This is a genomic window from Streptosporangium becharense, assembly GCF_014204985.1.
GTDB lineage: Bacteria > Actinomycetota > Actinomycetes > Streptosporangiales > Streptosporangiaceae > Streptosporangium > Streptosporangium becharense.
Genome location: NZ_JACHMP010000001.1, coordinates 3,568,924 through 3,595,070, shown reverse-complemented (window position 1 = coordinate 3,595,070; position 26,147 = coordinate 3,568,924). Strand labels below are relative to the sequence as shown.

General features: G+C 69.8%; 19 protein-coding genes and 1 pseudogene. 9 read left to right on the top strand and 11 right to left on the bottom strand.

Annotation, left to right across the window (positions count from 1 at the left end; translation table 11 throughout):
• Window positions 1-462: 462 nt before the first annotated feature.
• The 3 genes from F4562_RS15560 (at window position 463) to F4562_RS15550 (ending at window position 2,780) form a co-directional block, all read left to right on the top strand.
• Window positions 463-663 carry an NfeD C-terminal domain-containing protein gene (locus tag F4562_RS15560; protein WP_184537344.1) on the top strand — a complete coding sequence of 67 codons (201 nt, stop codon included), beginning with the start codon at window positions 463-465 and terminating at the stop codon, window positions 661-663.
• A 168-nt stretch (window positions 664-831) separates the two neighbouring features.
• Complete coding sequence (locus tag F4562_RS15555) at window positions 832-2,394, top strand: flotillin family protein (protein WP_246473443.1); 1,563 nt, start codon at window positions 832-834, stop codon at window positions 2,392-2,394.
• 113 nt (window positions 2,395-2,507) lie between these two features.
• On the top strand, window positions 2,508-2,780 hold the full coding sequence (locus tag F4562_RS15550; RefSeq protein WP_184537346.1) for a GlsB/YeaQ/YmgE family stress response membrane protein: 273 nt from the start codon (window positions 2,508-2,510) through the stop codon (window positions 2,778-2,780).
• Between the two features lie 181 nt (window positions 2,781-2,961).
• Here F4562_RS15550 and F4562_RS15545 read toward each other — a convergent pair.
• From F4562_RS15545 to wecB, 4 genes and pseudogenes are all read right to left on the bottom strand, one after another.
• A pseudogene (locus tag F4562_RS15545) lies at window positions 2,962-3,269 on the bottom strand (transposase); the annotation flags it as partial.
• A 228-nt stretch (window positions 3,270-3,497) separates the two neighbouring features.
• Window positions 3,498-4,043 carry a hypothetical protein gene (locus tag F4562_RS15540; protein ID WP_184537348.1) on the bottom strand — a complete coding sequence of 182 codons (546 nt, stop codon included), beginning with the start codon at window positions 4,041-4,043 and terminating at the stop codon, window positions 3,498-3,500.
• Window positions 4,044-4,505: 462 nt separating this feature from the next.
• Window positions 4,506-6,563, bottom strand: coding sequence for a glycosyltransferase family protein (locus tag F4562_RS15535; RefSeq protein ID WP_184537350.1), 2,058 nt, complete (start codon window positions 6,561-6,563; stop codon window positions 4,506-4,508).
• 112 nt (window positions 6,564-6,675) lie between these two features.
• A complete protein-coding gene (gene wecB, locus F4562_RS15530; protein ID WP_184537352.1) occupies window positions 6,676-7,848 on the bottom strand; it encodes a non-hydrolyzing UDP-N-acetylglucosamine 2-epimerase in 1,173 nt (390 codons plus the stop codon).
• A 914-nt stretch (window positions 7,849-8,762) separates the two neighbouring features.
• Between wecB and F4562_RS15525 the strand changes: the two genes are divergently transcribed.
• From F4562_RS15525 to F4562_RS15505, 5 genes are all read left to right on the top strand, one after another.
• Complete coding sequence (locus tag F4562_RS15525) at window positions 8,763-10,397, top strand: glycosyltransferase family 4 protein (protein WP_311733788.1); 1,635 nt, start codon at window positions 8,763-8,765, stop codon at window positions 10,395-10,397.
• A gap of 129 nt (window positions 10,398-10,526) precedes the next feature.
• Complete coding sequence (locus F4562_RS15520) at window positions 10,527-11,789, top strand: nucleotide sugar dehydrogenase (protein WP_184537354.1); 1,263 nt, start codon at window positions 10,527-10,529, stop codon at window positions 11,787-11,789.
• A 19-nt stretch (window positions 11,790-11,808) separates the two neighbouring features.
• The gene (locus tag F4562_RS15515; RefSeq protein ID WP_184537355.1) at window positions 11,809-12,897 is read left to right on the top strand and encodes a glycosyltransferase; all 1,089 of its coding nucleotides are present in this window, start codon (window positions 11,809-11,811) and stop codon (window positions 12,895-12,897) included.
• Between the two features lie 60 nt (window positions 12,898-12,957).
• Window positions 12,958-14,775, top strand: a complete 1,818-nt coding sequence (locus F4562_RS15510) for a DUF4434 domain-containing protein (protein ID WP_184537357.1) — start codon at window positions 12,958-12,960, stop codon at window positions 14,773-14,775.
• Between the two features lie 19 nt (window positions 14,776-14,794).
• On the top strand, window positions 14,795-15,493 hold the full coding sequence (locus tag F4562_RS15505; RefSeq protein ID WP_184537360.1) for an NUDIX hydrolase: 699 nt from the start codon (window positions 14,795-14,797) through the stop codon (window positions 15,491-15,493).
• Window positions 15,494-15,514: 21 nt separating this feature from the next.
• On the opposite strand, the gene F4562_RS15500 is transcribed toward F4562_RS15505, so the two are convergent.
• Window positions 15,515-16,177: a Uma2 family endonuclease gene (locus F4562_RS15500; RefSeq protein ID WP_184537361.1), complete on the bottom strand. Its 663-nt coding sequence runs from the start codon at window positions 16,175-16,177 to the stop codon at window positions 15,515-15,517.
• 62 nt (window positions 16,178-16,239) lie between these two features.
• Here F4562_RS15500 and hisC point away from each other — a divergent pair, with 62 nt between their 5' ends.
• Window positions 16,240-17,301 carry a histidinol-phosphate transaminase gene (gene hisC / locus F4562_RS15495; protein ID WP_184537364.1) on the top strand — a complete coding sequence of 354 codons (1,062 nt, stop codon included), beginning with the start codon at window positions 16,240-16,242 and terminating at the stop codon, window positions 17,299-17,301.
• Between the two features lie 82 nt (window positions 17,302-17,383).
• Here hisC and F4562_RS15490 read toward each other — a convergent pair whose 3' ends face one another.
• The 6 genes from F4562_RS15490 to purD all read right to left on the bottom strand — a co-directional run bounded on the left by F4562_RS15490 (window position 17,384) and on the right by purD (window position 25,684).
• The gene (locus tag F4562_RS15490; protein ID WP_184537366.1) at window positions 17,384-18,325 is read right to left on the bottom strand and encodes an EamA family transporter; all 942 of its coding nucleotides are present in this window, start codon (window positions 18,323-18,325) and stop codon (window positions 17,384-17,386) included.
• A 163-nt stretch (window positions 18,326-18,488) separates the two neighbouring features.
• Entirely contained in the window at window positions 18,489-19,778 is a 1,290-nt protein-coding gene (locus F4562_RS15485) for a GTP cyclohydrolase IIa (protein WP_184539446.1), read from the bottom strand.
• 225 nt (window positions 19,779-20,003) lie between these two features.
• Complete coding sequence (gene murA, locus F4562_RS15480) at window positions 20,004-21,272, bottom strand: UDP-N-acetylglucosamine 1-carboxyvinyltransferase (RefSeq protein ID WP_184537367.1); 1,269 nt, start codon at window positions 21,270-21,272, stop codon at window positions 20,004-20,006.
• 228 nt (window positions 21,273-21,500) lie between these two features.
• Complete coding sequence (locus F4562_RS15475) at window positions 21,501-22,691, bottom strand: type II toxin-antitoxin system HipA family toxin (RefSeq protein WP_184537369.1); 1,191 nt, start codon at window positions 22,689-22,691, stop codon at window positions 21,501-21,503.
• A gap of 1 nt (window position 22,692) precedes the next feature.
• Complete coding sequence (locus tag F4562_RS15470; protein ID WP_184537371.1) at window positions 22,693-24,306, bottom strand: DUF262 domain-containing protein; 1,614 nt, start codon at window positions 24,304-24,306, stop codon at window positions 22,693-22,695.
• Between the two features lie 145 nt (window positions 24,307-24,451).
• Window positions 24,452-25,684, bottom strand: coding sequence for a phosphoribosylamine--glycine ligase (gene purD, locus F4562_RS15465; protein ID WP_184537373.1), 1,233 nt, complete (start codon window positions 25,682-25,684; stop codon window positions 24,452-24,454).
• Window positions 25,685-26,147: the final 463 nt, after the last annotated feature.

Here is a 26,147-nt window from a genome sequence, read left to right as displayed (position 1 = left end):
CATCTCCACCATGCCTGCCATGTAGGGACACACGAAAATTCGGCGGGCGGTAACCGGCTATACCTGGATTGTTTCCGGTGATGTCCGCGGGGAATGCGGTGCGGCGTTCTCCGGCCCGCCGCGCGGACCGCCGTCCTGCTGTCTTCGGACGACCGTGCGGGCCGCCGTCCTCCGGCTCACCGTGCGGGCCGTCGACCCTCCGGCCCGCGCACCGGACCCCGGGCCCCGGGCGGACCGGCCGCCTCCGGCCGTTTCCGACCCCGGGCGGGCCGCGGGCATTGACCGTGGAGCGCCGGAACGACCCCGGGTACCGGATCGTTGCCGGGAAGATGATAAAACGCCAGGAATAGCGCTGTTATTGGGGCGATGGTCATTGCACCGGTTATAGGCTGGTGAAGCCAGTCCCACCGGAGTAACGTCCACAATCGCAGTTCTGTCTGACGGTGGTGCGAGGAGCTTTGGGTGATCGGTAAGCAGGGCAGGGTCACCGGAAAGATCGGCCCCGGTCTGGTGGGGGAGGTCCTGGTGTCGGTCCGCGGGGGCGTCGAGGCGTTCTACGCGCATCCCACGGTCCCCGACGAGGAGATCGCCACCGGCTCGATCGTGGTCGTCGTCGAGTTCTTCCCGCCGCGGACCGTCTACGTCGCCCGCGCGCTCTCCTGACCTCCACTCGCTCGTCCCTCCACTTTTCCCCATTCGTCCCCCCGCTCGTCCCTCTGCCTGCCTCCCCGCGTCCGTCCGTCCTCTTCCCCGCGTTTCTGTGTTTTCCGTCGTTTCCCTCCCCCCATCCCCGCACCCCTCATCTCTCCGCACCCCACCGTGGAGGCCGTGATGCCTACGGAGTACCTCGTCATCGGGGGCGTCGTCCTCGTCGCCCTCCTCATCCTGATCATGCTGTTCAAGGCCTTCTGGCGGGTGGCCGAACCCAACGAGGCGTTGATCGTCTCCGGCCTCGGCGCCCGGGGGAAGTCCGACACCGCCGACAGCCTCGGGTTCAAAATCATCACCGGGAAGGGCACCGCGGTGCTGCCCGGCTTCCAGAACGCCCGTCGGTTGCGCCTGGACAGCCGCGCGGCCAACCTCCAGGTCTCCTGCGTCACCCAGCAGGGCATCCCGGTGGTCGTGCGGGGCGTGGTGATCTACAAGGTCGGCGACGACCTGCACTCGATCGCCAACGCCGCACGCCGTTTCCTCGACCAGCAGGACTCGATGAACGGTGCCATCCACGAGCTGTTCACCGGACACCTGCGTTCGATCATCGGCAACCTGACCGTCGAGGACCTCATCCTCAACCGCGAACGGCTGACCGGTGAGACCCGCGCCTCCGCCGCCGACGAGATGATCAAACTTGGTCTGATCGTCGACTCGCTGCAGATCCAGGAGATCGACGACGAGACCGGCTACATCACCAACCTCGGCAAGCCGCACGCCGCCAGGATCGCCGCCGCGGCCCGCATCGCCGAGGCGCAGCGCGACCAGGAGGCGACCGAGGCGGAGCAGGTGGCCGCCGCCAACAAGGCCGCCGCCTGGCGTGACTCCCAGATCAAGCAGGCCGCCTACCAGGCCGAGATCGACGAGGCCATGGCCAGGTCCCGCCAGGCCGGACCGCTCTCGGAGGCGTCCGCCCGCCAGGAGGTCGTCGTCCAGGAGACCCGCGCCGCCGAACTGGAGGCGTCCCTGGCCGAGCAGCGCCTCCAGGCCCAGGTCCGCAAGCCCGCCGACGCCAAGGCGTACGAGACCGTCAAGCTCTCCCAGGCCGAGCGCGACGCCCGCATCGCCCAGGCCGAGGCCGAGGCCCGGGAGACCGAACTCCGGGCCGCCGCCCAGGCGTCCCAGGTCAAGCAGGCCGCCGCGGCCGAGGCCGAGTCGGTCCGGCTCCGCGGTGAGGCCGCCGCCGCGGCCACCAGGGCCACCGGTCTCGGTGAGGCCGAGGCCGCCAAGGCCCGCGGCCTGGCCGCCGCCGAGGCCGCCAGAGCCCAGGGACTCGCGGAGGCGGAGGCCGCCAAGGCCAAGGGCCTGGCCGAGGCCGAGGCGATCCGGGCCCGCTCCGAGGCGCTGGCCGAGAACCAGGAAGCGGTCATCGCCCAGCAGCTCGCCGAGAACTGGCCGCAGATCGTCGAGGCCGGCTCCAGGGCGTTCGGCAATGTCGACCACATGGTGGTCCTCAACGGCGCTCAGGGTGTCGAGGAGATGCTCGCCAAGGCGCTCACCCTCGGCGGCACCGGGCTGGGCCTGGTCCGCAGCCTGCTCAACGGCGCCACTCCCGCTCCCGCCCCCGCCCCCATGTCCTCCGCCGCCCCCGTGCCCGCTCCCACCCCCGTGTCCTCGGCCGATCCCGTGCCTGCTCCCGCCTCCGCCCCGGGCGGTTCCGGGGGGCGTGAGCGGAGCCGCTGATCCCGCTCCCACCAGGTCTGATCAGCGCAGGTAGATTTTGCGGCACCCGTCATGTGTTGACCCCCTTTTCTCGGGCATACGCCTGGCAGCTGAGCAAACAGGGAGTGTGCAACATGACAGTTACCGGTATCCTCACCGCCATCGTCATCGGCGCCATCATCGGAGCCCTGGGCCGGCTGGTCGTGCCCGGCAAGCAGGGCATCCCGATCTGGCTGACCATCGTCATCGGTATCGTCGCCGCCCTCATCGGTACCGCGATCGCCGGTGCCCTGGGAGTCGCGAACACGGGCGGGGTCGACTGGATCGAGCTGCTTCTCCAGGTCGCTGTCGCCGCCGTCGGCGTCATCCTGACCGTGAGCCTCTACCGTAGGCGCGGGGTCCGGTAACTCCCGCTCCCGGTCCGGGCCCGGAGGCGTTCTCTGAGCCCGGGCACGGAGCCGGGGAGCGGTGCCAGGCAGGCGCACGAGGGCTCATGCGACGTGCGACCTCATTCGCAGCGGCCCCGCCCGGGATCCCGGGCGGGGCCGCTGTTGGTTGATTCCGCCCCGCCGAATCCCATCCGGCGGGGCGGACTGCCAGCAGTCGACCTTCGAAGGTGATCTCAAAGGCGTTCAGAACTGCCTTCCCTCGGTTCATCCAGCGTTGCGGCCCGTGCCGGTGGGGTCCAGGCTCATGATCACCACGTAGACGCACTTGAGCGCGGCTTGCTCGTCGGGGAAGTGCCCGCGGGCCCTGACCGCCCGGCGGATCCGGGCGTTGACCGACTCGATCGCGTTCGTCGAGCAGATCATCCGGCGGATCTCGACATCGAACGACAAGAACGGCACGGATTCAACTCAGGCGTCCTCCCACGGCTTGACGATCGCCGGATACCTGCCGCCCCCGGCCTCGGCGAACTCCATGAACCGCTTGAGCGCGGCGATCTCCACCGGTCCGGCATCGATGATGACGGTCTTGGCGCGGGTGCCGTTACGGGTGTTGCCTCCACCGCGGCCGCCTCGTGTATGTCGTAGCCGAGATGGTCGGCGGCCGGTCCGTCGGGTGCCACCAGCAGGCCGCCCGGGTTCCGGTAACGGCTCGACGGCGGCGCCGTGTCTACGTGATCAGGGCCGGGTGTTGCAGGTAGGGCTCCAGGAAACCGACGGGCGGTCGTCGACGGTGCCCTCGGCATGGTCGACCGCCGTGGTCGAGCCGTCGGACTTGCGCTCCACTAGATCAAGGTGGTAGATCCTCCTTCTCACGGTCACGGTAGGGCTTCGATCGGGGCCGGTGGGCATGTAGTAGACGCAGCGAGACTGGGCGTCTTGGATGAGGCCTATTTTGGCGGCCGTCTTCATGGCCGTTGCGCCTTGTATGCTGTCCAGCTCGTCGGCCATGCCATCCTGCCATTGGCCGACGGTGACGGCGGCGGTCGGGTACCCGCATACCTGGTAATTTCCCCAACGGCGCTCGCGGGTGCCTTCGCCCGCGGCGACGCCCCAGACCGCGGTGGAACTGCAGTCCGCCGTCACGGTGGTCGTTTCCATCAGCGTCGCCTGGACGTACGTGCTGCTCGTGACGGCTGCCGCTTCCGTCGCGGTCAGGCCGGGAATCGATACCGCGACCGCTGCGGCTACGGCGGCGGATACGAATCTTCGGTAGCTCTTCAAGGAACTCTCATTCGTCTTTCGGGTGGCGGAAGGCGGAAGATGGGATTTATCGGACTCCATCGGTGAAGCAGGCGATCCGCCACTCCTTGTGTTGGATGTGACGCCGGCTCCGGCTTGCCGTCCCGCTCCTGTTGGAAACCGACACGCATGTCTCCTCTGGGCAGGGGTGCCCGGCCTACCGGGGGCATGGAGAAAGGATCCCCCGGCGGGTTTGGAACTACTTTGGATATTCCTTGGAGGGGACTTAAGGGCCGCGTCATGGGCCCTTGGCGGCGATGCCTTTGCAGAAGGGGTGTTGTCCGGGCGATGCCGGATCGGAAATGGCGTCGGCCGGCGCAGCCGAATGGCCGGCGCGGGTGCATGGCGTGCCGACGTGGTGCGGTTCCATCTCGCCGGGGACCGTCGCCCCTGGGCCGCGACGCCGGGGTCGCGATCCGGGGCTGTCGCCCCGGCCGGAGAACGTCAGATCATCACGTGGTCGTCGGGGCGGCCGACGAAGGAGAACTGGGCGTTGCGGGTGAGCTTGATGTCGTCGGCCTGCCAGGTGTGCTTGCCCGCGTCGCCGCTGCGCCAGTAAACGAAGTTGAACCGGTCGGCGGAGTAGATCTTGACCCGGTCCTCCTTGAGACGGCGGACCAGGCGGGTGTCCTCGCCGCGGGTGACGTCCTCGAACCCGTAGTGGCGGAACATGTCGGCCTTGCCGAGGAAGGTGCCGCCCTGGACGAGGAAGGCGTAGCGGTGCTCCAGGCCGGGCAGGCGCAGCATGGTGGTGTTGCTGCCCTCGAAATAGGCGTAGTGGGCGCCCTTGCCGACGAGTTCGGCGTCGGAGTAGTCGAAGGCGCGGGCCAGGTCCGACAGGTAGTGCTCGCCGTAGAGATTGTCGTCGTCCATCTTGGCGATCAGCTCGCCCTCGGCGGCGGCGATGCCCATGTTGAGGCAGGCGCCCAGCGAGAGCGAGGCGTCGGCGGGCAGCACCACGACGTCGGTGACCCCGGCCACCCGGGCCTTGTCGGCGACGACGACCGGGTCGATGTCGAGGCCGTGCAGGACCATGACGAGCTGGACCGGCCGGTGGGTCTGCCTGGCCACCGAGGAGATCGCGTGCTCGATCTGGGAGGCGCGGTTGGTGGGCAGGACGACCGAGATCGACCGGGTCCTGGGCTGCACGGGCTTGCCGAGGACCTGGAGGACCTGGTCCACCCGGTGGGAGAACAGGTGCTTGTCGAAGACCTCGCGCATGGCCAGGTGACCCTGGCGGGCCCGCAGCTCGGGGCTGTTGACGAGGTGGAGAACCTGGTTGTACGACTCCAGCTCGTCCCGGGCGATCGGGATCAGCGAGCCGAAGGTCTCCTCGATGGCCCGCGACCAGCCCGAGACGACCGAGGTGGCGCAGGCCGACAGCTCGAAGACCCGGCGCGCGCACATGGTCGGCGAGTCGAGGACCGAGTTCACGTTGAGGAAGACCTTGTACATCTTGTACGCGGCCAGCATCTGGTCGTAGGGGAGCTCGCCCACGATGTGCGGGACGTACTCCTTCGGCCAGGCGTACTTCTCGTCGACGGTGCCGTTGCGGGCGAAGATGTGCAGGCCGAGCTCGCGGATCGGGGCGAGGACGGTCTCCATCTGCTCGCGGCGCTCGGGGTGCTTGTCCCGGAAGTACATGCCGGCGAAGACCACGTCGTGCAGGCGCCCGCGCTTGTCCTGGATGGGGTTGTGCACCCGGGGCTGGGCCGCGAACTGCAGGACGTCGACCCGGTCGTGGCCCAGCACCTCGCGGTAGCGGGGGACCATGTCGCCGTCGCAGGTGAAGACGTAGTCGAACAGCTTGGCCGTGTCGATGAAGAAGTCGAAGTTCGGCGGGTCCTCCTTGTTCCAGAAGACCGTGGGGATCCCCTCGGCGCGGCACCAGTCGACCAGTGCGCGCAGCTCCGCCTTGGGGGCGTTCGTCCCGGTCATCTGGTAGCGCCAGCGGCCCTGGTTGCCGTACCAGGCCGACTCCACGAACAGCAGTTCGGGCCGGCGCTCGGCGAAGACCTCCGGCCAGTCGCGCAGACCGAACTCGATCTGGTCCCACTCGTACCTGAAGGCCATCCGGGAGAAGTCGTCCAGGATGACCGCGACCCGCAGGTCGGGCCGGACGATCGGGCCGTCGGGCCACGTGACCTTCGGTACGTCGACGACGGGCCCCTGGTGGGCCAGTTCCTCGACGACCTCGCTCACCGGCCGGGGCGGCCTGGGCCCCGTGCGCGTCTGCATCGCGGAGCGGAGTTTGCCGGGCAACGCGGTGACCCCCGAGCCCTTGGCCGCCGTCAGCACCTCGGCCACCCGGTACGGACGCTGGACCCTGGTCGACTCCAGCTTCCACTGGGCGTAGTCGGCCTTGGCCTCGGCGATGGCGAGCCGCCGCTCCAGGTCCTGGACGCGCTCCTCGTAGCGCTCGATGACCTTGCGCTCCTCGGGCAGCCAGTTGACCGGTCCAAGACGCTTGAACTTCGGCTCTTCGGGGGTCTCTTCGCTCATGGGGGATCGCCTTTGTCCGGGTCGTGACATGGTACGGCCGGAGCCGTACCCTAATGGCCGCTTTACGGAGATTTGAGGAGCGCGGCCGGAGCGGAGCCGGCGCGGCGCGGGCCTACTCGGGGCGGGGGTTCACGGTCCCCTGCGCGGCCGGGGAGAGGTTGCCGCCGCGGAGCCAGGTCTCGATCACCCGGGCGATCCGCGGGCCGGCCTTGCCGTCCCAGAGCGGGGGCAGCTCGCCCGACGGCGTCGCGGCGCCGTCGGCCAGCGCGCGGTCGGCGGCGGCGAGCAGCTGCGCCGGGGTGACCAGCCGGTTGGTGCCGTGGCTGACGGTGATCGGCCGCTCGGTGTTGGGCCGGACGGTGAGGCAGGGGACACCCAGCATGGTGGTCTCCTCCTGGACGCCGCCGGAGTCGGTGACGACCAGGGCGGCGCCCCGGACCAGCGACAGGAAGTCCACATAGCCGAGCGGATCGACGATCGACAGGTTCCCGCCGTCCACCAGACCGGCCTCGGCGAGGCGGGTCCGGCCGCGCGGGTGGAGCGGCACCACGATCGGCAGCCTCTCGCTGACCTGCCGCACCGCGTCGACCAGTTCCTTGGCGGAGGCGGGGTCGTCGACGTTGGCGGGACGGTGCAGGGTGGCCACGCCGTACCGCTCGCCGAGCCCGAGGCGGTCGCGGACCGGCGCCGGGTCGAGCCGGTCCAACGCGGAGAACAGGCTGTCGATCATCGGGTTGCCGACCAGGTGGACCCGGGCCGGGTCGACGCCCTCGGCGGCCAGGTGCGACAGGGCGTCCGGGGAGGTGGCGAAGAGGATGTCGGACAGCGCGTCGGTGACGATCCGGTTGACCTCCTCGGGCATCTCCCGGTCGAAGGAGCGCAGGCCCGCCTCGACGTGCGCGGTCGGCACGTGCAGCTTGGCGCAGACGAGGATCGCGGCCAGCGTGGAGTTCACGTCCCCGTAGACGACGACCAGGGCGGGCCGCTGCGCGAGGACCACGTCCTCCAGGCCGGTCAGCAGGGCCGCCGTCTGGCGGGCGTGCGACCCGGATCCGACGCCGAGGTTGGCGATCGGCTCGGGGAGGCCGAGGTCGGCGAAGAACACGTCCGACATGAGCGCGTCGTAGTGCTGACCGGTGTGGACGATGCCCTGCCGCACGCCCTGTTCCGCCAGGGCCCGCACCACCGGAGCAGCCTTGACGAAGTTGGGTCGCGCGCCGAGCACGTGCAGGACGAGGGGATTTTCGGGGCCCGGAGCAGCGCCCGGACGGGCAAAGTCCCTCATTGACCTCGCCTTTCATGCGGCAGTGGGGCAAACGTTGCCTATGGTACGGTCACGGCGTGGTATCCGACGCCAACAGACCAGAGTCCCCCTCGGTTCCGGCGGAGCCCTCCGGTCCCGCGACATCCGCGGGTGCGAAGACATCCCCGCCGTCCTCCGAGCAGGTGAAGCCGTCGGCCCCGGTGACCCCGCCCGAGTCGGCGACGCCCCGGGCGTCAGAGACCGTCGAAGCCGCCGTGGAACCCGTGGAAACCGTGTCGAGGGTTCCCGAGGCCGCGGCGGAGGCCCCCGAAACCGAGGTGGCGGCTTCCGGGCCCGGCGCGGAGGCTCCCGCGGTCACGCCGGAGGTTTTCGAGCTCGGCTCAGAGATTCCCGGGCTCGGGTCGGCGGCCGAGACCGCCTCGGAGTCCGCCGGGACCCCCGCGGAGGCGCCGGAAGCGGAGCCCGAGGCCGTGTCGGCGGCACCGGAGGAGACCGCCGGGCCCGCGGACGACGCGTCCCCGAAGGACACGGAGAAGGACGCGGAGACCGCCGAAACCGTGACCGGCACGTCGCAGAAGGCACCGGAGACGTCCGAGGCATCCGAGACGCCTGAGGCATCCGAGACGCCTGAGACGCTACCTGCCTCCGAGGACGATGACACCGGCGTGGCCGCGAGTGCCGGAACACCGGGGAAGCCGGAAAGCGATGGGAAGCCGGGGGATGCCGCAAGGCCCGCGAGCGCGGTGAAGCCCGGGAAACCGGAGAACACCGGGAAACCGGAGAACACCGGAAAGCCGGCGAGCGCCGGAGCGCCGGGGAGACCGGGAAGCGGCGGAAAGCCGGGGAAGCCGGAGAGCACCGTGGTTCCGGGAGGCATCGCGGTCCAGGGAACCTCCGGGGCTCCGGCAGGCCCGGTCGGCGGGAGGCGGCGGCCGGTGTCGGCCGCGAAGGCCCGCGCCGGACTGCGCGGGCTGATCAGGGGGTTCCTCCAGCATCCGGTGATCGTCTCCCGGGTGGTGGCGACCAAGGTCAAGTCCGACCCGGTGCGCGTGGCGCAGGCGGCGGCCGAGACGCTCCCGCCGCGGCTGCGTCCGGTCGTGGGCCGCTTCGCGTGGCCCGTCGCGCGCCGCGCCAAGGTGGCCGTCCGCAAGCTCGGCATGCGCATGGTCAAGGGCCCGTGGGCCGAGGCGAAGGAGCACTTCGACGCCGGACGGCTGAGCGAGGCCGTCGCGGTGCTCCAGGCCCACACCCGTTACCCGTTCATCAGGCGGCGGGCCGCCTACTACGCCGGTGAGCTGGCCTCGATCCAGCCGAACCCGATCCCGCCCAGGGAGAAGGTCATCGTCGGCGAGCGGATCCAGGGCCGGGTGCTGCACTGCGTCACCAACGCCCTGCCGTACACGCAGGCCGGCTACACCGTCCGCACGCACCGGATCGTCACCGCGCAGCAGGCCGCCGGGCTGGACCCGCACGTGGTGACCAGCTGGGGCTGGCCGATGATGCAGGGGCACGCCGACGCGACCCCGTACGAGGAGATCGACGGGATCCCCTACCACCGGCTGATCCCCTCGGGCGGCGAGGTGCCCTTCGAGAGCCAGGGTCGGATGATCAAGGGTGCCGCCGAGGTGACGGAGCTGGTCAGGACGCTCCGGCCGCAGGTGCTGCACGCCGCGACCGACCACCGCAACGGTTCGGTGGCGCTGGCCGTGCGCGAGCGGACCGGCACGCCGATGGTCTACGAGGTGCGGGGCTTCCTGGAGGAGACCTGGGCCTCGCGCGACCCGAAGCGGGTCGGCAGCCAGCGGCACGTGCTCCAGCGCGACCGCGAGGCGTTCATCATGCGCTCCGCCGACGCGGTGGTGACCCTCGCCGAGACCATGGCCGCCGAGATCGTCGAACGGGGTGTGCCCCGAGAAAAGATCTACCTGGCACCCAACGCGGTGGACGACTCGCTGCTGACCGCCGAGTACGACGGTGACGCGTTCCGCACCGCGTACGGCATCGAGCCCGGCGACATCGTCATGGGCTCGGTGTCGAGCATCGTGGCCTACGAGGGCTTCGCAACCATGATCAACGCGGCTGCGCTGCTGCGTGACGAGGGTGCCCCGGTGAAGGTGCTGCTCGTCGGCGACGGCAAGGAACGGCCGGCGCTGCTGGAGCAGGTCGAGGAGCTGGGGCTGGGCGACATCGCGATCATGCCCGGGCGGGTCGGTCCCGAGGAGGCCCTGCAGGCGCAGGCGGCCATCGACATCTTCGTCTGCCCGCGTGAGGACCTGCGGGTCTGCCGGCTCGTCACGCCGCTGAAACCCGTCGAGGCGATGGCGCTGGGCAAGCCGGTCGTGCTGAGCGACCTGCCGGCCCTGTCGGAGCTCGTGGGCTCGGAGGGGGCGGGGTTCCTGGTGCCCGCAGGCGACGCCGAGGCGCTGGCCAAGGCGATCGCCGGGCTGCGTGACGACCCCGAGCGCAGGGCCGCGATGGGGGAGGCCGGGCGGGCCGAGGTGGCGGCCAAGCGCACCTGGAGTCGTGTGGCGCAGACGTACCGTGAGATCTACCGTTCGATTGCCAGCTGACGGCCTTATGGTGACCTTGGAAAGACCGGGCGTTTGTGATGGGTTCAATGGCATTAGGCGTGGCTCGTTCGGACTTGAGATAGCCTTTGCCACCATGAAGTGTTGTTTCCGGCTTTCCAAGGTCATCCAGTGACTGCCTACGACTTGGCAGTCATCGGACTGGGCTACGTCGGCATGCCCCTGGCCAAGGAGGCCACGGCGGCGGGTCTGCGGGTCGTCGGTTTCGAGGTCGACCCCGGCAAGGTGGCGGCCCTGAACGCGGGCCGCTCCTACATCGACGACCTGACCGACGCCGATCTTGAGCACATGCTGGCGGGCGGCTTCAGCGCCACCCTGGACGAGTCCGTACTCGCCGACAGCCGGACCATCGTCATCTGCGTCCCGACCCCGCTGGATGAGGACCACCGTCCCGACCTGTCGGCCGTCGAGGGTGCCACCGGCACCGTGGCCCGCAACCTGCGCGCGGGCACGCTGGTGGTGCTGGAGTCCACGACCTGGCCCGGCACCACCGACGAGGTCGCCCGCCCCCTGCTGGAGGCTTCGGGCCTCGTCGCGGGCGCCGACTTCCACCTCGCCTTCTCGCCCGAGCGCATCGACCCGGGCAACCCCAAGTACGGCCTGCGCAACACCCCCAAGGTCGTCGGCGGCTACACGCCCGCCTGCCGTGACCGCGCGGTCGGGTTCTACTCCCAGTTCATCGAGCAGGTCGTGCCGGTCAGCGGCACCCGCGAGGCCGAGATGGCCAAGCTCCTGGAGAACACCTACCGGCACGTCAACATCGCCCTCGTCAACGAGATGGCGATCTTCTGCGACGAGCTGGGCGTCGACCTCTGGGAAGCGATCGAGGCGGCGGCCACCAAGCCGTTCGGTTTCCAGAAGTTCCTGCCGGGCCCCGGCGTAGGCGGTCACTGCATCCCCGTCGACCCGTCCTACCTGTCGTACACGGTCCGCAAGCTGGGCTACCCGTTCCGGTTCGTGGAGCTGGCCCAGGAGATCAACGAGCGGATGCCGGCGTACGTGGTGGCCCGGGTGCAGCGCCTGCTCAACCGCCATCGCAAGGCCGTCAACGGGTCCAAGGTGCTGCTGCTCGGCGTCACCTACAAGCCCGACATCGCCGACGAGCGCGAGACCCCGGCGCTGCCGGTCGCGCGGGCGCTGCGGGAGCTGGGCGCCGATCTCGTCTTCGCCGACCCGTACGTCAAGGAATGGCATGTGGACGGCGGCCCGGTGCCGCGTATGGAAGACCTCGCCACGGCGGTCGCCGAGGCGGACGTGACCCTGCTGCTCCAGCAGCACTCCGCCTTCGACCTGTCGACCGTCGAGGACCACGGCAAGCTCGTGCTCGACACCCGAGGCGTGCTCGCCGAGGGTGAACGCGTCGAGCGGCTCTAGCGACGAAAGGGCTGCCGCAGTGCACGTGCTCGTCATGACGGTGGTGCATCACCCCGAGGACGCCCGGATCCTGCACCGCCAGATCCGCGCGCTCGTGGATGCCGGTCATGAGGTCACGTATGCCGCGCCGTACACGGCGCGGGGTGTCATGGCCCGGCCGTGGGTGAACGCGGTCGACCTTCCGCGCGCCGCGGAGCGCAGGCGGCTGTCGGCCGTGCGCGCCGCGCGCAAGGTCTTCAAGCGCATGCGTGACCAGGTCGACCTGGCGGTCATCCACGACCCCGAGCTGCTGCTCGCCGTGGCGGGCGTGCGCAGGCGGCCCCCGGTGGTCTGGGACGTCCACGAGGACACCCCGGCCACGTTGTCGCTGAAGCCGTGGCTGCCCGCGTTCCTGCGTCCGCCGGTGCGGTTCCTGGCCAGGCTGCTGGAGGGCACGGCCGAACGCCACCTGCACCTGCTGCTCGCCGAGAGCGCCTACGCCGGACGGTTCCGTCAGACCCACCTGGTGGTGCCGAACGAGACCTGGGTGCCCGACGAGGTGACGGCTCCGGGCGACGACCGCGTGGTCTACCTGGGCTGGCTGTCGGAGGCGCGCGGGGTGCGCGAGGCCATCGAGGTGGCCCGGCTGCTGCGGCCGTACCGGGTGACGGTCGAGCTGATCGGCTACGCCGACCCGCAGTCGCGGCCGGCGCTGAACGAGGCGGTGGCCGAGGGCGTGCTGGAGTGGCGCGACTTCATGCCGAACGACGAGGCGCTCAAGCGGCTCGACGGCGCGCTGGCCGGGCTCTCCCTGCTGCACGACGAGCCCAACTACCGGCACTCCATGCCCACCAAGATCGTGGAGTACATGGCCCACGGGATCCCGGTGATCACCACTCCGTCGCCCCGCGCGGTGGAGCTGGTCGAACGGTACGACAGTGGCATGGTCGTCCCCTGGAGGGATCCCCAGGCCGTCGCGCAGGCCGTGCTCTACCTGCGCGACGACGTCCGCGAGCGGCATGCCCGGGGCGCTCGTGGGTATGCGGCGGCCCGTGCGAATCACCACTGGCCCAACTCGGCACGCCGGTTCGTCGCCCAGCTGGAAGCGTGGGCGAGCGTCAAGAACTGACCTCTTGTATGGCGAAACGGCTTATATCCGCCTGATCACCAGAACGGTAGTGTCCTGAACGTGCGCTGGCTCATCGCCTTCCTGGGTGTGGTGATCATCGCCGTGGTGGCGGCGGTCGTGCTGGTCGTACCGATCGGCGAGAGCACCCCGAGCAGCGGAAGCTCGCCGGTCGCCTCGGGCTCCTCCCCGGCGGCGGTCGCGAAGCCGACCGAGTTCACCGACCCCTGTGGAACGTTCGACACCGCGGTGCGGGCCCCCTACGCGATCACCGGTTACTGGCTCATCCCGACCGCCGACCACTGCACGTGGCGGCGGCAGTTCCGCGCCATCCACCAGGTGGGCGGCGACACCGTGATCCGGATCGGCTGGGGCCTGCAGGCCCGCCGCCTCGACTCCGACGGCCGGATCCTCGACAGCGAGGGGAACGTCGACCCCCGCTACGAGCCGTGCGAGGAGAACGGCGTGCCGTGCGCCGTCGCGGCGGAGAACGACCTCAAGGCGGCCAACCCCGGCAACCGGGTGAGCTGGACGTTCGTCTACCGCACCGACGAGGCGTTCGGCCCCGGCCTGTTCCGCTGCCCCGAGTTCGAGCGGAGGATCCCCGTCGGGAAGACCGTCTTCTACCGGATCGTCGCCGTCGACGACGGCAGCGACGACTCCGACTGCGCGAACATCCGGGGCAGGGGCCGCAGCTACCACGTGATCCTGATCGCGGGGGCACAGGACGACAGCCTCACCGAACTGCTCGACCTCGGCGACCAGTTCGGGGTCAAGGTCTTCCCCGCACTGCCGCTCGCCCCGCGCGACCCGGCGCAGAAGACCCGCGCCTACAAGAAGGGCACCGACACCCTGACCACGCTCACCCGCCGCGTCATGCAGGACTACGGCGAGCGGTTCCGGGACCGGACCTCGCTGGGCGGCTTCTACCAGCCGTTCGAGCTCCAGATGCGCGAGATGAAGTACACCGGCACCGCCGAGGACGACCACCCGACGCTCAAGGTCTACGCCTCCCAGCACGCGATCGTCGAACAGGAGATGCCCGGCCGGCCCGTCCTGGTCAGCCCCTACCTCGACGCCCGCAGCCGCCTGCCGTTCAGCGCCACCCCCAAGCAGGTCGCCCGGGGGTTCGAGGCCCTCGCCCGGACCGGCGTCGGGATCGTCGCCCCGCAGGACAGCCGGGGCACCGGCAAGGTCGGCCTGTTCTGGCCCGACGAGCGCGAGGAGAAGGTCGACGAGCGGCTGCGTCCGGTCGTCGGCGAGACGACCAACGGCACCGCCTACCACGGCTCGACCCGCGACTACTACCGGGAGATGTCCATCGCCCGGGACAAGATGGTCGAGCAGGGCTTCAACGTCCAGCTCTGGGCCAACGTGGAGGCGTTCGAGCCGTCCGACCAGGAGTTCTGCGCCGAGCGGGCGGGCACCCGCGGACGCACGGACAAGGAACGGCTCGACCGGGCCGTGGCCATGGTCGGACGGTACGTCTCCAAGGTCGTCTCCTACATGTGGAGCGACTTCTACACCTGCGGCTCCCCGTCCCTCGCCGATGAGATCGCCCGCGACCACGACCGGCCCATCGCGGTCGACGCGGTCCGCATGGGACGCGACATCCAGGACGGGGTGGAGATCCGCGGCTACAACCTGCCCGTCGGCTCCAAGGTCACGATCACCTGGGAGGGGCGGGAGCAGCCCAAGGTCGTCGACGTGGCGGGGGTGAACCTGACGGTTCCGCCGCCCGGCCTGCCCGCGGGGATGGGCACGGCGTGGATCCCGTTCGACTGGTCCCAGGTGCCCCCGGACACGTGGGTCCGGCTCTCGGTCGCCGCACCCGACGGACGGGCCGCGGCTGAGCCGTTGCACGTCCGCATACAGCTCTGACCGGTGTAACGTGCCTGCCATGGTTCCGCGCATTCCCGTCAGCGTGGATCTGGTCGTCCTGACGGTGCGCTGCCAGGCGCTGTGCGCGCTCGTCTGGCAGCGCGACAGACCGCCGTACGAGGGACGCTGGGCCCTGTCAGGCGGGTTCATCCAGCTCGACGAGGATCTTCCCGCCGCCGCGGCCAGGGTCCTCGCCGAGCGTGCGGGCCTGCCCGGCGCACCCGTGCACCTGGAGCAGCTCCAGACCTACGGCTACCCCGACCGCGACCCGCGCCAGCGGGTGCTCAGCGTGGCCTACCTCGGGCTCGCCCCCGACCTGCCGGCCTCCACCGAGGCCCACATGAGCTGGGAGCCGGTCTCCTCGCTGCTGCGCGAGATGGCCTTCGACCACCGGCGCATCATGATCGACGGTGTGGAGCGCGCTCGTGCCAAGCTGGAGTACACCCCGCTGGGGGCGGCCTTCTGCCCGCCCGAGTTCACCGTCGCCGAGCTGCGCAGGGTCTACGAGATCGTCTGGGGCCGCGGCCTCGACCCGCGGAACTTCCACCGCAAGGTCACCAAGGCCGAGGGGTTCCTGGTGCCGACCGGTGGCACCACCACGCGCGACGGGGGCCGCCCCGCCAAGCTCTACCGGCGCGGCCCGGCCGTGCTGCTGCACCCGCCGATGCTGCGTTCCCTGAAGGAGGAACCGGGTCGGGCGGCGGCCGGTGGGCCCTGACGACCGCCGCGCCGGCCCCGGTCAGAGGTCGTCGATCTCCGTCAGGTCGATGTCGACGTCGAAGGGGACGGAGACCTTGAGACGGTCGTGGTGGATCCCGGTGAGCGCGTAGGCCTTGGTCGCCGGGTCGAGCTCGTAGACGTAGGCGGTCGGGCGGCCGTCCTTCTCCTCGATCCGCCAGAAGTGCTCGATGCCCGCCCGGGCGTAGAGCACGGGCTTGCGTTCCCGGTCGCGCAGCTTCGACTCCGCGGAGACCACCTCGACGGCGAGAACGACGTCGGCCGGCTGGTAGGTGGTCTGCTCCGATCCCAGATCGCCGTCGGCGTGAACCACGATGAGGTCAGGCTCGGGACGCTGGCGTTCTCCGAGCGTGACGGTCATCTCCCGGCGGACCCGCAGTTTCGCGGGCACGGTACGGCGCAGTGCGCTCTCCAGGAGGAACAAGATGAGTGAGTGGAAACGGGTCTGGGGGCTCACGAGGACGAGAGTGCCATCGATCAGCTCGGCGTGCGGAGGGATTCCGCGAAGCCGATCGAGGTCATCGGCCGTGAATCCCTCTTCCGGGGGAAATATCCACGCGGGCAGGGGCTCCGGCTCGGGTGACTCCGTCTCGGCCGCCTCGGCATCCGGCGTCTCGGTCTCGGCCAGCGATGTGACGCTCATGTCGTCCTTCCGGTCGGGCATGCCTCTCACCTCCAGTGTTCCAGGGTGGTGCCCCATCCGTCCGCTGCTCATAAAGTAAGGCCATGCCTCGTTTCCGCGCGATCCTGGACACGATGCCCGCCTACAAGGCCGGCAAAGCCGTGGTGTCCGCCGACGGCCGGTCCCACAAGCTGTCCTCGAACGAATCCCCCTACGACCCGCTGCCGTCGGTGCTGGAGGCGGTCGCCTCGGCCGCGACCCGGATGCACCGCTACCCCGACCCCGCGGCGACGGAGCTGACCGAGGCGCTCGCCGAGCGGTACGACGTGCCGGCCGAGCACGTCGCGCTCGGCGCGGGCTCGGTGACGGTGGCGCAGCAACTCTTCGAGACGGTCGGCGAGCCGGGCGCCGAGGTGATCTACGCCTGGCGGTCGTTCGAGGCGTACCCGCTCCTGGCCGACCTGTCGGGGGTGACCTCGGTGCGCGTCCCGCTCCTGGACGAGACGCACCACCTGGACGCCATGGCGGACGCGATCACCCCGAACACGCGGATGATCTTCGTTTGCAACCCGAACAACCCCACCGGCACGGTGGTCCGCTCGGCCGAGCTGACGGCGTTCCTCGACCGGGTGCCGGAGAATGTGCTCGTCGTGCTCGACGAGGCGTACCGCGAGTACGTCAGGGACGCCGACGTGGTCGACGGGCTCTCCGTCTACCGCGAGCGGCCGAACGTGGCCGTGCTGCGGACGTTCTCCAAGGCGTACGGCCTGGCCGGGCTCCGGGTGGGCTACCTGATCGGCGCCGAGCCGGTGGCCGCCGCCGTCCGCAAGACGATGGTGCCCTTCGCGGTCAACCACCTGGCCCAGGCCGCCGCGGTGGCGTCGCTGGCGGCCGAGGACGAGTTGCTGGAGCGGGTCGACGCGGTGGTCAAGGAGCGCGACCGGGTCCGCGAGACCCTGATCGCGCAGGGCTGGACGGTGCCGGTCACCGAGGCCAACTTCGTCTGGATCCGCCTGGGCGAGCGCACCCTCGACTTCGCCGGGGCGTGCGCCGCCGAGGGCGTCGCCGTGCGGCCCTTCGCCGGGGAGGGGGCCCGGGTCTCCATCGGCGATCCCGAGGCCAACGACACCTTCCTCGCCGCGGCGGCGGCCTTCCGGAACGCCTGACGGCTCCGGTCGCGGTGGCGCCGAGGGGCGACGGGCGGGTTTCCCGGCGCCCCGAGGGCCGCTCCCGTCCGTGTGCCGGGCCCTACACGGTCGCGGGTTCCTTCTCCGGCGTCGTCGCCGGACTCCCGCGCCGCTCGGTGGAGACCACCAGCGCCACGCCGAGGACGATCACCACGCCCGCCGCCATCATCGGGGCGGTGACGGGCTCGCTCAGGACGAGCGCGCCGAGCGCGACCGCCACGACCGGGTTGACGTAGGCGTACGTGGAGACCAGGGAGATCGGGGCGTTGCCCAGCAGCCACACGTAGGCGGTGAAGCCGACCAGGGAGCCGACCAGGATCAGGTAGGCCAGCGCGGCCCACGACCGCCCGGAGACGACGGCCGGGTCGAGACGCTCGCCCATGGCCAGGCCGGTCAGCACCAGCCCGGCGCCGCCCACGGCCATCTCGACCGCGCTCGCGGCGAAGGGGTCCGCAGGCATCGGGATGCGGGCCGACAGGAACGAGCCCACCGACCACGACAGCGACGCCAGCAGGATGATCACGATCCCGGCGCCGTCGCCGGTGGCGCTCCCGCCGGACAGCGACAGCCCCGCCACCCCGCCGAACCCGATGAGCACCCCGGCGAGCGCCGACATCCGCGGCCTGTCGCGGGTGAGCATCCTGAAGATCACAAGCCAGAGCGGCACGGAGGCCACCAGCAGCGCCGCCAACCCGCTGGAGATGTGCTGCTCGGCCACCGCGACCATGCCGTTGCCGCCGTTCAGCAGCAGCAGGCCGACCAGGGCGGCCCCGCCCGCCTGCTTCCACGTCATCCGGAAGGCCGCACGGCCCTTCGTCAGGCATATCGCGGCCCCCAATAGGAGGGCGGCGGTGATGAAGCGCATGGAGCCGCTGAGCAGAGGCGGAATCGTCTCGATCACGATCATGATCGCGAGGTAGGTGGAGCCCCAGACGATGTACACGATCACCAGCGCTCCCCAGATGAGAAGCGCCCTGCGACCGTCAGTAGTGTCATGACCCATAGCTCATGACAATAGCCCCTGGCTCCGACGTCCTCCTCGCGGGATTCGGACTTCGGAATCCGGACGGCCCGCGGCGACCTGGGAGGTTCCACGGCGGTGGTGGAACCTCGCAGGTCGGCGATGACGCCCGCGAAGGCTCAGCGGGCGCCGGGCTCGTGAAGGCTCAGCGGGCGCCGAGCTTCTCCACGATCAGCCGGTAGAGCTGGCGCGGGCGCCCCGGCTGCGGGGTGCGGTTCGGCGGAAGCGGCCACGCGAGTCCCTCGTCCACCAGCGTGCGCAGCAGTCGCCGTGCCGTCCGCGGTGTGACGCCGAGCATCTTGCCCGCGCTCTCCGCGTCGACCACCGTGTCTCCGCCCTCTAGCTTGGCCGCCAGGCGCGCCAGCACCTCGATGCCCTTCGGCTTCAGCTGTCCGGCCCCCTGGGGCGGCGTCCTGGGGGCGGGGATCAGCGCCCGGCCCTCGCGGTCGACCGCGAAGCCCTGTGCCTGCTTGCCCGCCTGGGAGCGCGCCAGCGCGGCCCTGGCGTGCGCCTCGGCGTCGTGGGCGGTGCGGCCCATGCCCACCCCCACCTCGACTGCCAGGCCGAGCTCGTCCCGGACGCGCGCGGCGAACGGCAGAACCCGGAAGCCCTCGGTGACCGTCGCCACCGAACCGCGGGTCGCGGTGATCATGTAGCTGTGGTCGTCGACCGCGGTGACCGAGGCATTGATCCGGTTGGCCTCCTGCACCAGCAGCCGGTGCAGGGAAAGGCGCAGCTCGTCGCGCCAGTAGCGCGGCGCGGTCCGGCGGACCGGCTCGCGGAGCGTCGGCACCTCCACCAGCACCACGGTGAGCTGCGACTCCTCAAGCCGGTGGTGCGCACCCAGCAGCGCGGCCGTGTGCAGCGCCGTGCGCACCGCGGCGGAGGTGGGCCGGATCCTGATCGCCGGCACCCCGGCCGACTGGAGACGCTCGGCCACCGAGGGCAGGCAGGTGAGCGCCCCGCTCGTACTGCCCTGGCGGACGAGGCGCTCGTGGTAGGCCGCGATCGTGCCGGCGGCACCCGGCTCGTCACGGCTCTGCACGTCTGTGAAGGGGAGGTTCAGATCGGAGTACGTCTCCTCGATCTCCGCCCTGTTCAGAACGTCGATGCTGACCCTGCGCGGGTCTATCCGTTCGTCCAGTGCCGCCCTCGCCAGCGCCGCGACCAGGGCGGCGCCCCCGAGCTGGACATACGTCGCGGGCATCGTCAGCACCCCCGATCGCCGTGCCGACTCGTAGGGGACCGGACTGGCGAACAGACAGGCGTCCACCCCCGTCCCCAGCCTGGTCACCTTGTCGGCTGCCTCCTGCTCGTCCCGGTATGCCGCCGCAACTAAGCGGCAGGGTAACGGGGCCGCCGCGTGCCCCATCAACATCACCCGTTCGACGAGGTCATGGGGGCCCACCACACCGATAGTGAGGTCCGGTGTCATGGCACCCGGGCGTGACACTCGTGGCGCTTCTTCGGCCCGCTCGACCAATGTTCGTCCCATCATGCCGTCCGTTTGTTTTCGGCTCTCTTTTGGAACGATCGCTTGCCGGGGCCGTAATGTCACGCCCGATTTGCGGCCAATTCCGGAAGCGGCTTCCGGGCTAAACCCCTGACTCCGACTGTTCACACAGGTCAGGGCGGTTTTTGAGTGGCGCAAACCCGCTGATTATGGAGCTGAAATCTCTCGGCGTACATCCGCACCCAGGGCCTGCATACGCTCGGCGAGATATGAGTGCCCCCGGTCGATGAGATATCCCGATCCGATCACGGTCTCCCCTTCGGCGGCGAGGCCCGCGAGCACGAGTGCGATTCCCGAACGCAGATCGTGAGCGGTCACCTCCGTTCCGGTGAGCGGGGTGGCTCCGCGGACGACGGCGCTGTTCTGTTTCACCTCGATGTCGGCGCCCATCTTGTTCAGTTCGGCGGCCAGCGCGAACCGGCCGTCGAAGATGCGCTCGTGGATATAGCTGGCACCGTCGGCGAGACAGGCGACCGTCATGATCGGCGACTGGAGGTCGGTGGCGAAGCCGGGGTAGGTGTCGGTGATCACGTTGATCGGACGCAGCGGGCGGTCGCGGCGCACGTGGAGCACGGCGCCGTGGTCGGCGAACTCCACCCCCATCTGCTCCAGCTTGTAGCGGACCACGCCGAGGTGGTCGAGGTCGGCGCCGACCAGGTTGACCTCGCCGCCGGTGACGGCCGCCGCCATGGCGAAGACGCCCGCGTCGAGACGGTCGGGCATCACGGTGTGCTCGACGGCCTGGAGCTCCTCGACGCCCTGCACCGTGATGAACCCGGTTCCGCCGCCGCTGATCTTCGCGCCCATCCGGGTCAGCATGTCGATCACGTCGAGGACCTCGGGCTCCAGCGCCGCGTTCTCGATCACGGTGGTGCCGCGCCCGAGGGCGGCCGCCATGATCAGGTTCTCGGTGCCGGTGTGCGAGGGGGTGTCCAGGTACAGGGTCGCGCCGGTCAGGCCGGCCGACTTGACGTGGATGACCGCGTCGCCCTCGTCCACGGCCGCACCCAGGCGCTTGTATCCCAGGTAGTGGAAGTCGAGGTTGCGGCTGCCCAGGTTGCAGCCGCCCACGCCCTCGATGATCGCCTCTCCCAGGCGGTGCAGCAGGGCGGGCACGAACAGCACCGAGCCGCGGAAACGGCGCGCGATCTCGGCGGGCAGCACCGGGCTGGTCAGCGTCGAGGCGTCGATCACCAGCGTGCGCTCCGCCTCGTGGAGCTCGACCTTGGCGCCGATCGTCTCGGCCAGCTCGACCGCGCGGCGCACGTCCTCGATGATCGGGACGTTCCGCAGGACCGTACGGCCCCTGGCCGCCAGCAGCGCGGCGCCGATCATGGGAAGCACGGCGTTCTTGGCACCCTGGATGAAGGCGGTTCCCTTGAGCGGGTTGCCACCTCGCACGCGGTAACGGACCATACGTCATGCTCCTTGCAGAAGTGTTGGGGTGGGATTCGTGTGCCGCGGGCGGCAGCCGGGGCTGTCGGCCAACAGTAGCCGTTTGATGCCCCTGAACCAGCCGGTTCGTGGGTGAACTACCCATCGAGCGGCCGGTGAGTCCACCCCGGTGGCTCGTCGGTCACCGACGCGCGCCTGCGCGCCGCCCTTCGTCCGCGAAAGATCTACCGGATCGAGTTCCCCCAGCTCTCACACCTCCTTCACCAGAGGAAGATTCTGTAGTCGCTCATCCAAGTGGGCGGCGACGAAGGCGGGAACCGGGCAATGTCTCTTGACCTCCGGCCATGAGTCGGCCAGCGCGTGGACGGTGTGCCGTACGGTCGCCGTCACCGCGGCGGGATCGGCTCCGACCGTCTCGGCGAAGCCGCGGAAGTGATCGAGCGTGATGTAGCGGGTATCGGGCTGCCCGTTGAGGGGGAGGGTCAACACGTCTTTCTGGAAAGCCGGGTAGGAAGTCACACAGACGAGGTCATAGGCAGGAGAGAGCCGCCGCCGACGCCCACCCGGATACTGCAGCGACCAGTTCTTGAGATGCTCGTCGGTGTTTCCCATCACCACGCAGGCGGTGATTCGTCGGACGTATTCTTCGAGATCATCGGGACACTCCTGCTGGATCACGCGGCCCACATCCTCGGCCCGGCCCCGATCCTTCTCATGCGGCAGCACCCCGAAGACCTGCGCGAAGTCCTCCTGGTGGATGCGGAGGCCACCGAGCCGGTCGAAACGCCGGATGGCGAAAGCCTGCCGGCCGTGGGCCTCAAGCTCCGAAGGGATGTTCTCGAGGGCGCCGACCCGGGTCAGCGTGTGCTCCGGGACTTCGATCCCGGCCATAGCCGACCAGGTCATCATCGAATGCTCGTTCTCCGGCAGGAGATCGTGACGCGAACTGGGAAACTTCACGATCCAGTCGCCTCCCACGCCGACATACCGGAACCCTTCGGGGGTGCGGGCCATGGAGAGCTTTACCTGCATCCCGGCCAGGGAGAAGCTCATCTTCCGCGTGGCCGGGTGCGGCCCGTCGCCCTCGGGCCCACTCTCCGCGTGGGTCTCCTCACCGATCACCCGGACCGCTCCCGGTAGATCTTGACCCAGGTGGGTCAGGAGAGTGAAATCACTGACCGCCTTGAGCCCGAGCTGGGCCGTGACGAGACGACGCAGACCGGACTCGGGCTCCGGGAGCAGGTTCCCGAACCAGGAGGGCAACCGGCCCCCGACGGCCTTCTCGATCTTCCTGGGGTTGTATTCGTACTGCAGGCCCAGAACCGGTCGATCCGCGGCACGGTCCAGGTACCGGAACTGGGCCCTTCCCGCCCGCCATTCCAGCATGCCGACAAGTCGGTCGCCAAGCAGTACCTGGGCGGTTGTGATGCCTTCAGTCATCCTATGTTTCCGGAATTCTCAGGGTGGTCGGGTCCGGGCCGTCGGGGAAGCCGAACAGAGCGTTCTCCTGGACATGCTCGGCGATGGCCGTCCGGACGAGCGCGGCTCGATGAGTGACGAACTCCCCTTTTTCGCCCCGCCGCCACAAGTCCAGCCCTCTGTCATCGATGAAGTGGCTTTGCAGAACCTCGGGGTCGAGTTCCTCGTGGGACAGTGCCCGGCGGATGTCGCCGACGGACACGTCGCGAGTATGGATCAGGCGGTTGGCCATCGTCTCATAGAGTGCTCCACGGTTTGCTGTGATCGGGAACAGCGGGCCTCCGGCTTGTTCCATGAGCCCCTGCGGATCCGCCACTGTGCCGACCAGGTCGTCGCCTCCCCGAGGCTGCACGAGGATTCGAGGGTGGCGGGACAGCATGCCGAGAAGGTTGACTTTCGTCTGTGCCTCGTCAAGCCGGGTGGCGTTGAGATCAGGTCTCCACGTCGTATACGGCGGAAGCATGCCGAGTAGCCGATCCACACTGGCCGCAGGGTCGCCCTTCACGGTTTCGCTGTACTTTCGCAAGGTCGCGGTGGAACCGCGCGGGGCCATGCCAAGTGCTGATCCCCGCCAGATCCAGCGGCGGAGAAGCTCCGCCACACGCCCTTCGGGAGGCCCGAACAGGGCGGTGAAGCGCACCAGGACGGGTAGGAAGACCGGGTAAGGCAGCAACCGGACATGTGGAATGGCTGCTTCCTCCCGCAAGAAGTCGACGGCGTCTCCGAGCGCCTGCGCGGCGGTCTGGACGGCCTCGCGCCGCTCGTCATCGCTCAGTGCCGCGAGGGATGCTCGCCTGGACCGATCCTCTCGCGTGGCGAGAATCGACTGGGCGAGCACACGCGTGGGAATCGTGCCGAAACCCAGCCTCCTCGCAACTGAACCCAGCATGGCCAGATCCGAACCGTCCGCCTGGTCGGATACGGCCCGGCGGGCGTGGTCGATCTCGTCACGACGCAGTGAGACGCCGGAACTGTTGATCCTCTGGAAGATTTGGGTGTAGTGCCCCATATTGTCGTCACCCTCGATGACGTACATGGCGATGGGATAGTCCCGTATCGCTGTCATCACGGTGAAGCATCTCGTCAGTTCGGCGTCGGTGAGCCTTGGGCGCTTACGCTGCCAGGCGAGCGTTTCGGCAGTGCTCATCGCGGCCGGCAGCGGGAACCAGTGCTCAGGCACCTGCCGGTGTCGATCGGCGGAGACGAACTCGTTCTCCCGGAGATCGAAGAAGATCCGGAATCGTGGGTCGGCGGTCTCCGGCGGAGCAGTGAGGGCCCCGACCAGGCTGATGACGCGCTGTTGCCCGTCGACCACCCAGAACGCGTCCGGTCTTGCTTCCGCGGCGATCGTCAAAGGGCCCAGCCGGAGAGTGTCCGTGTCAGCGGGGTGTCGCCAGATGATCAGGGTCCCGATGGGGTGACCCCGCAGGACGCTGTCGAAGAGTTTTGTGACATCTTCGTGCTCCCAGCGATAGGAACGCTGGAAGGACGGGAAACGGATGCGTCCGGACAGAACCCAGGAGACAAGCTCGACAGGACTCGTCTGGCTCACACGTGGCCGAGTGACCATGGTCATACGCCTCCTGCCTGTCTGATCAATGGTAAGCGGGAGGTTGGGCTTCACCTGCTGTTATCCGGCCTCCGGGCACTCGGTGGCGGTTGATGGAGAGACGGGCGGCCGCCGGTCCGCCCGTCGGGAAGGAGTGCCGCCCCCTCGCTCCTCAGACGTCGCGGCCCGCGATGTCGGTGCGGTGGTGCGAGCCGCGCATCCGGATGCGCCCGACCGCCTCGTACGCCGCCGCGCGGGCCGCGGGGACGTCGGGGCCGGTGCCGACCACGCTGAGCACCCGGCCGCCGTTGGAGACGATTCTGTCGCCGTCCCGGGCGGTGCCCGAATGCAGCACGTAGGCGTCCTCGAACGGGTCGGACAGGCCTTCGATCACGTCGCCCTTCACCGGGTCGTCCGGATAGTTCTCCGCCGCGATGACCACGGTGACCGCGGCGCCGTCACGGTAGGAGATCGGCCCGAACTCGCCGAGCGTGCCGTTCGCGCAGGCGAGCAGCAGGCCCGCGAGCGGCGTCTGGAGCCGGTCGAGCACGACCTGGGTCTCCGGGTCGCCGAACCTGGCGTTGAACTCGATCACCTTTGGCCCCTTGGCCGTCAGGGCGAGCCCCACGTACAGCACACCCGTGTAGGGGGTGCCGCGCCTGGCCAGCTCGGTGATCGTCGGGATGACGGTCTCGACCATCACCTGGTCGGCGAGGTCGTCCGGGGCCCACGGCAGCGGTGTGTAGGCGCCCATCCCGCCGGTGTTGGGGCCGAGGTCGCCGTCGTAGGCGCGCTTGTGGTCCTGGGCGGGTTGCAGCGGCACGGCGGTGGTGCCGTCGCAGAGGGCGAACAGCGACGCCTCGGGACCGTCGAGGAACTCCTCGATGACGACCCGCTCGCAGGCGGCGGCGTGCCGCAGGGCCTCGTCGCGGTCGCCGGTGACCACCACGCCCTTGCCCGCGGCCAGGCCGTCGTCCTTGACCACGTACGGCGCGCCGAACTCGTCGAGCGCTGCGGCGGCCTCCTCAGGCGTGACGCACGTGCGCGAGCGCGCGGTGGGGACGCCCGCGGCGGCCATGATCTCTTTGGCGAACGCCTTGGAACCCTCGACCCGCGCCGCCTGCCGCGACGGCCCGAAGCAGGCGATGCCCGCCTCCCTGACCGCGTCGGCCACCCCGGCGACCAGCGGCGCCTCGGGACCGATCACGACCAGGTCCGCGCCGAGGCCGCGGGCCAGCTCGGTGACCGCCGCAGGGTCGGTGGGCGTCACCGCATGCAGGGTCGCGACCTGCGCGACACCGGCATTGCCGGGAGCGCAGTGGACCTCGGTGACCTGGGAGTCTGCCGCCAGCGACCGGCACAGGGCATGCTCACGCCCGCCGGATCCAATCACAAGAACGCGCACTTGACAGAGCCTATCGGCCCCGGACGGGTATCCCGCAGCCCACCTGCGTCCATGTCCGGAGAGATCCCGCGGGCGGAAGATCGCGCGGCCGGAGGGATCCCGCGGGCCGGAGGGGGGCCGCGCCTCCGCCGTGTGCCGCGCGGGAGGAGCGGGGGTGCTCCGGGCGTTCACTGTCGGAGTGCGGCCGTAAACGGGGCGTGAATTTTGTCGGGTTGTGCGGGATCACTCCGGAAGTCGGCGGTAGGGTGAGATCGACCCCCAGATTTATGCTAGTTTTGGGTGGCTTTGCCTGTCTTTAACCGATTGGAGGTGGTCGGGGATGTCCTCTGGCGATCCCAGCAGTACGTGCTCGCGCACGTGCTTCGTGCGCACCCTTCACCACTCCACATCGGTGCCCGACCGGCTCCGCATGCCTTTCCGCGCCTACACGGGCTGATACGACGCGGCATGCGTTCCGGCCAGG

Coding starts and splice junctions, on each gene's coding strand:
- F4562_RS15550 (WP_184537346.1), top strand. CDS start 2,508: ATGACAGTTACCGGTATCCTCACCGCCATCGTCATCGGCGCCATCATC.
- F4562_RS15490 (WP_184537366.1), bottom strand. CDS start 18,325: ATGGGTCATGACACTACTGACGGTCGCAGGGCGCTTCTCATCTGGGGA.
- wecB (WP_184537352.1), bottom strand. CDS start 7,848: ATGAGGGACTTTGCCCGTCCGGGCGCTGCTCCGGGCCCCGAAAATCCC.
- F4562_RS15500 (WP_184537361.1), bottom strand. CDS start 16,177: ATGCCCGACCGGAAGGACGACATGAGCGTCACATCGCTGGCCGAGACC.
- F4562_RS15475 (WP_184537369.1), bottom strand. CDS start 22,691: ATGACTGAAGGCATCACAACCGCCCAGGTACTGCTTGGCGACCGACTT.
- F4562_RS15470 (WP_184537371.1), bottom strand. CDS start 24,306: ATGACCATGGTCACTCGGCCACGTGTGAGCCAGACGAGTCCTGTCGAG.
- F4562_RS15485 (WP_184539446.1), bottom strand. CDS start 19,778: ATGACACCGGACCTCACTATCGGTGTGGTGGGCCCCCATGACCTCGTC.
- murA (WP_184537367.1), bottom strand. CDS start 21,272: ATGGTCCGTTACCGCGTGCGAGGTGGCAACCCGCTCAAGGGAACCGCC.
- F4562_RS15535 (WP_184537350.1), bottom strand. CDS start 6,563: ATGAGCGAAGAGACCCCCGAAGAGCCGAAGTTCAAGCGTCTTGGACCG.
- F4562_RS15505 (WP_184537360.1), top strand. CDS start 14,795: ATGGTTCCGCGCATTCCCGTCAGCGTGGATCTGGTCGTCCTGACGGTG.
- hisC (WP_184537364.1), top strand. CDS start 16,240: ATGCCTCGTTTCCGCGCGATCCTGGACACGATGCCCGCCTACAAGGCC.
- F4562_RS15555 (WP_246473443.1), top strand. CDS start 832: ATGCCTACGGAGTACCTCGTCATCGGGGGCGTCGTCCTCGTCGCCCTC.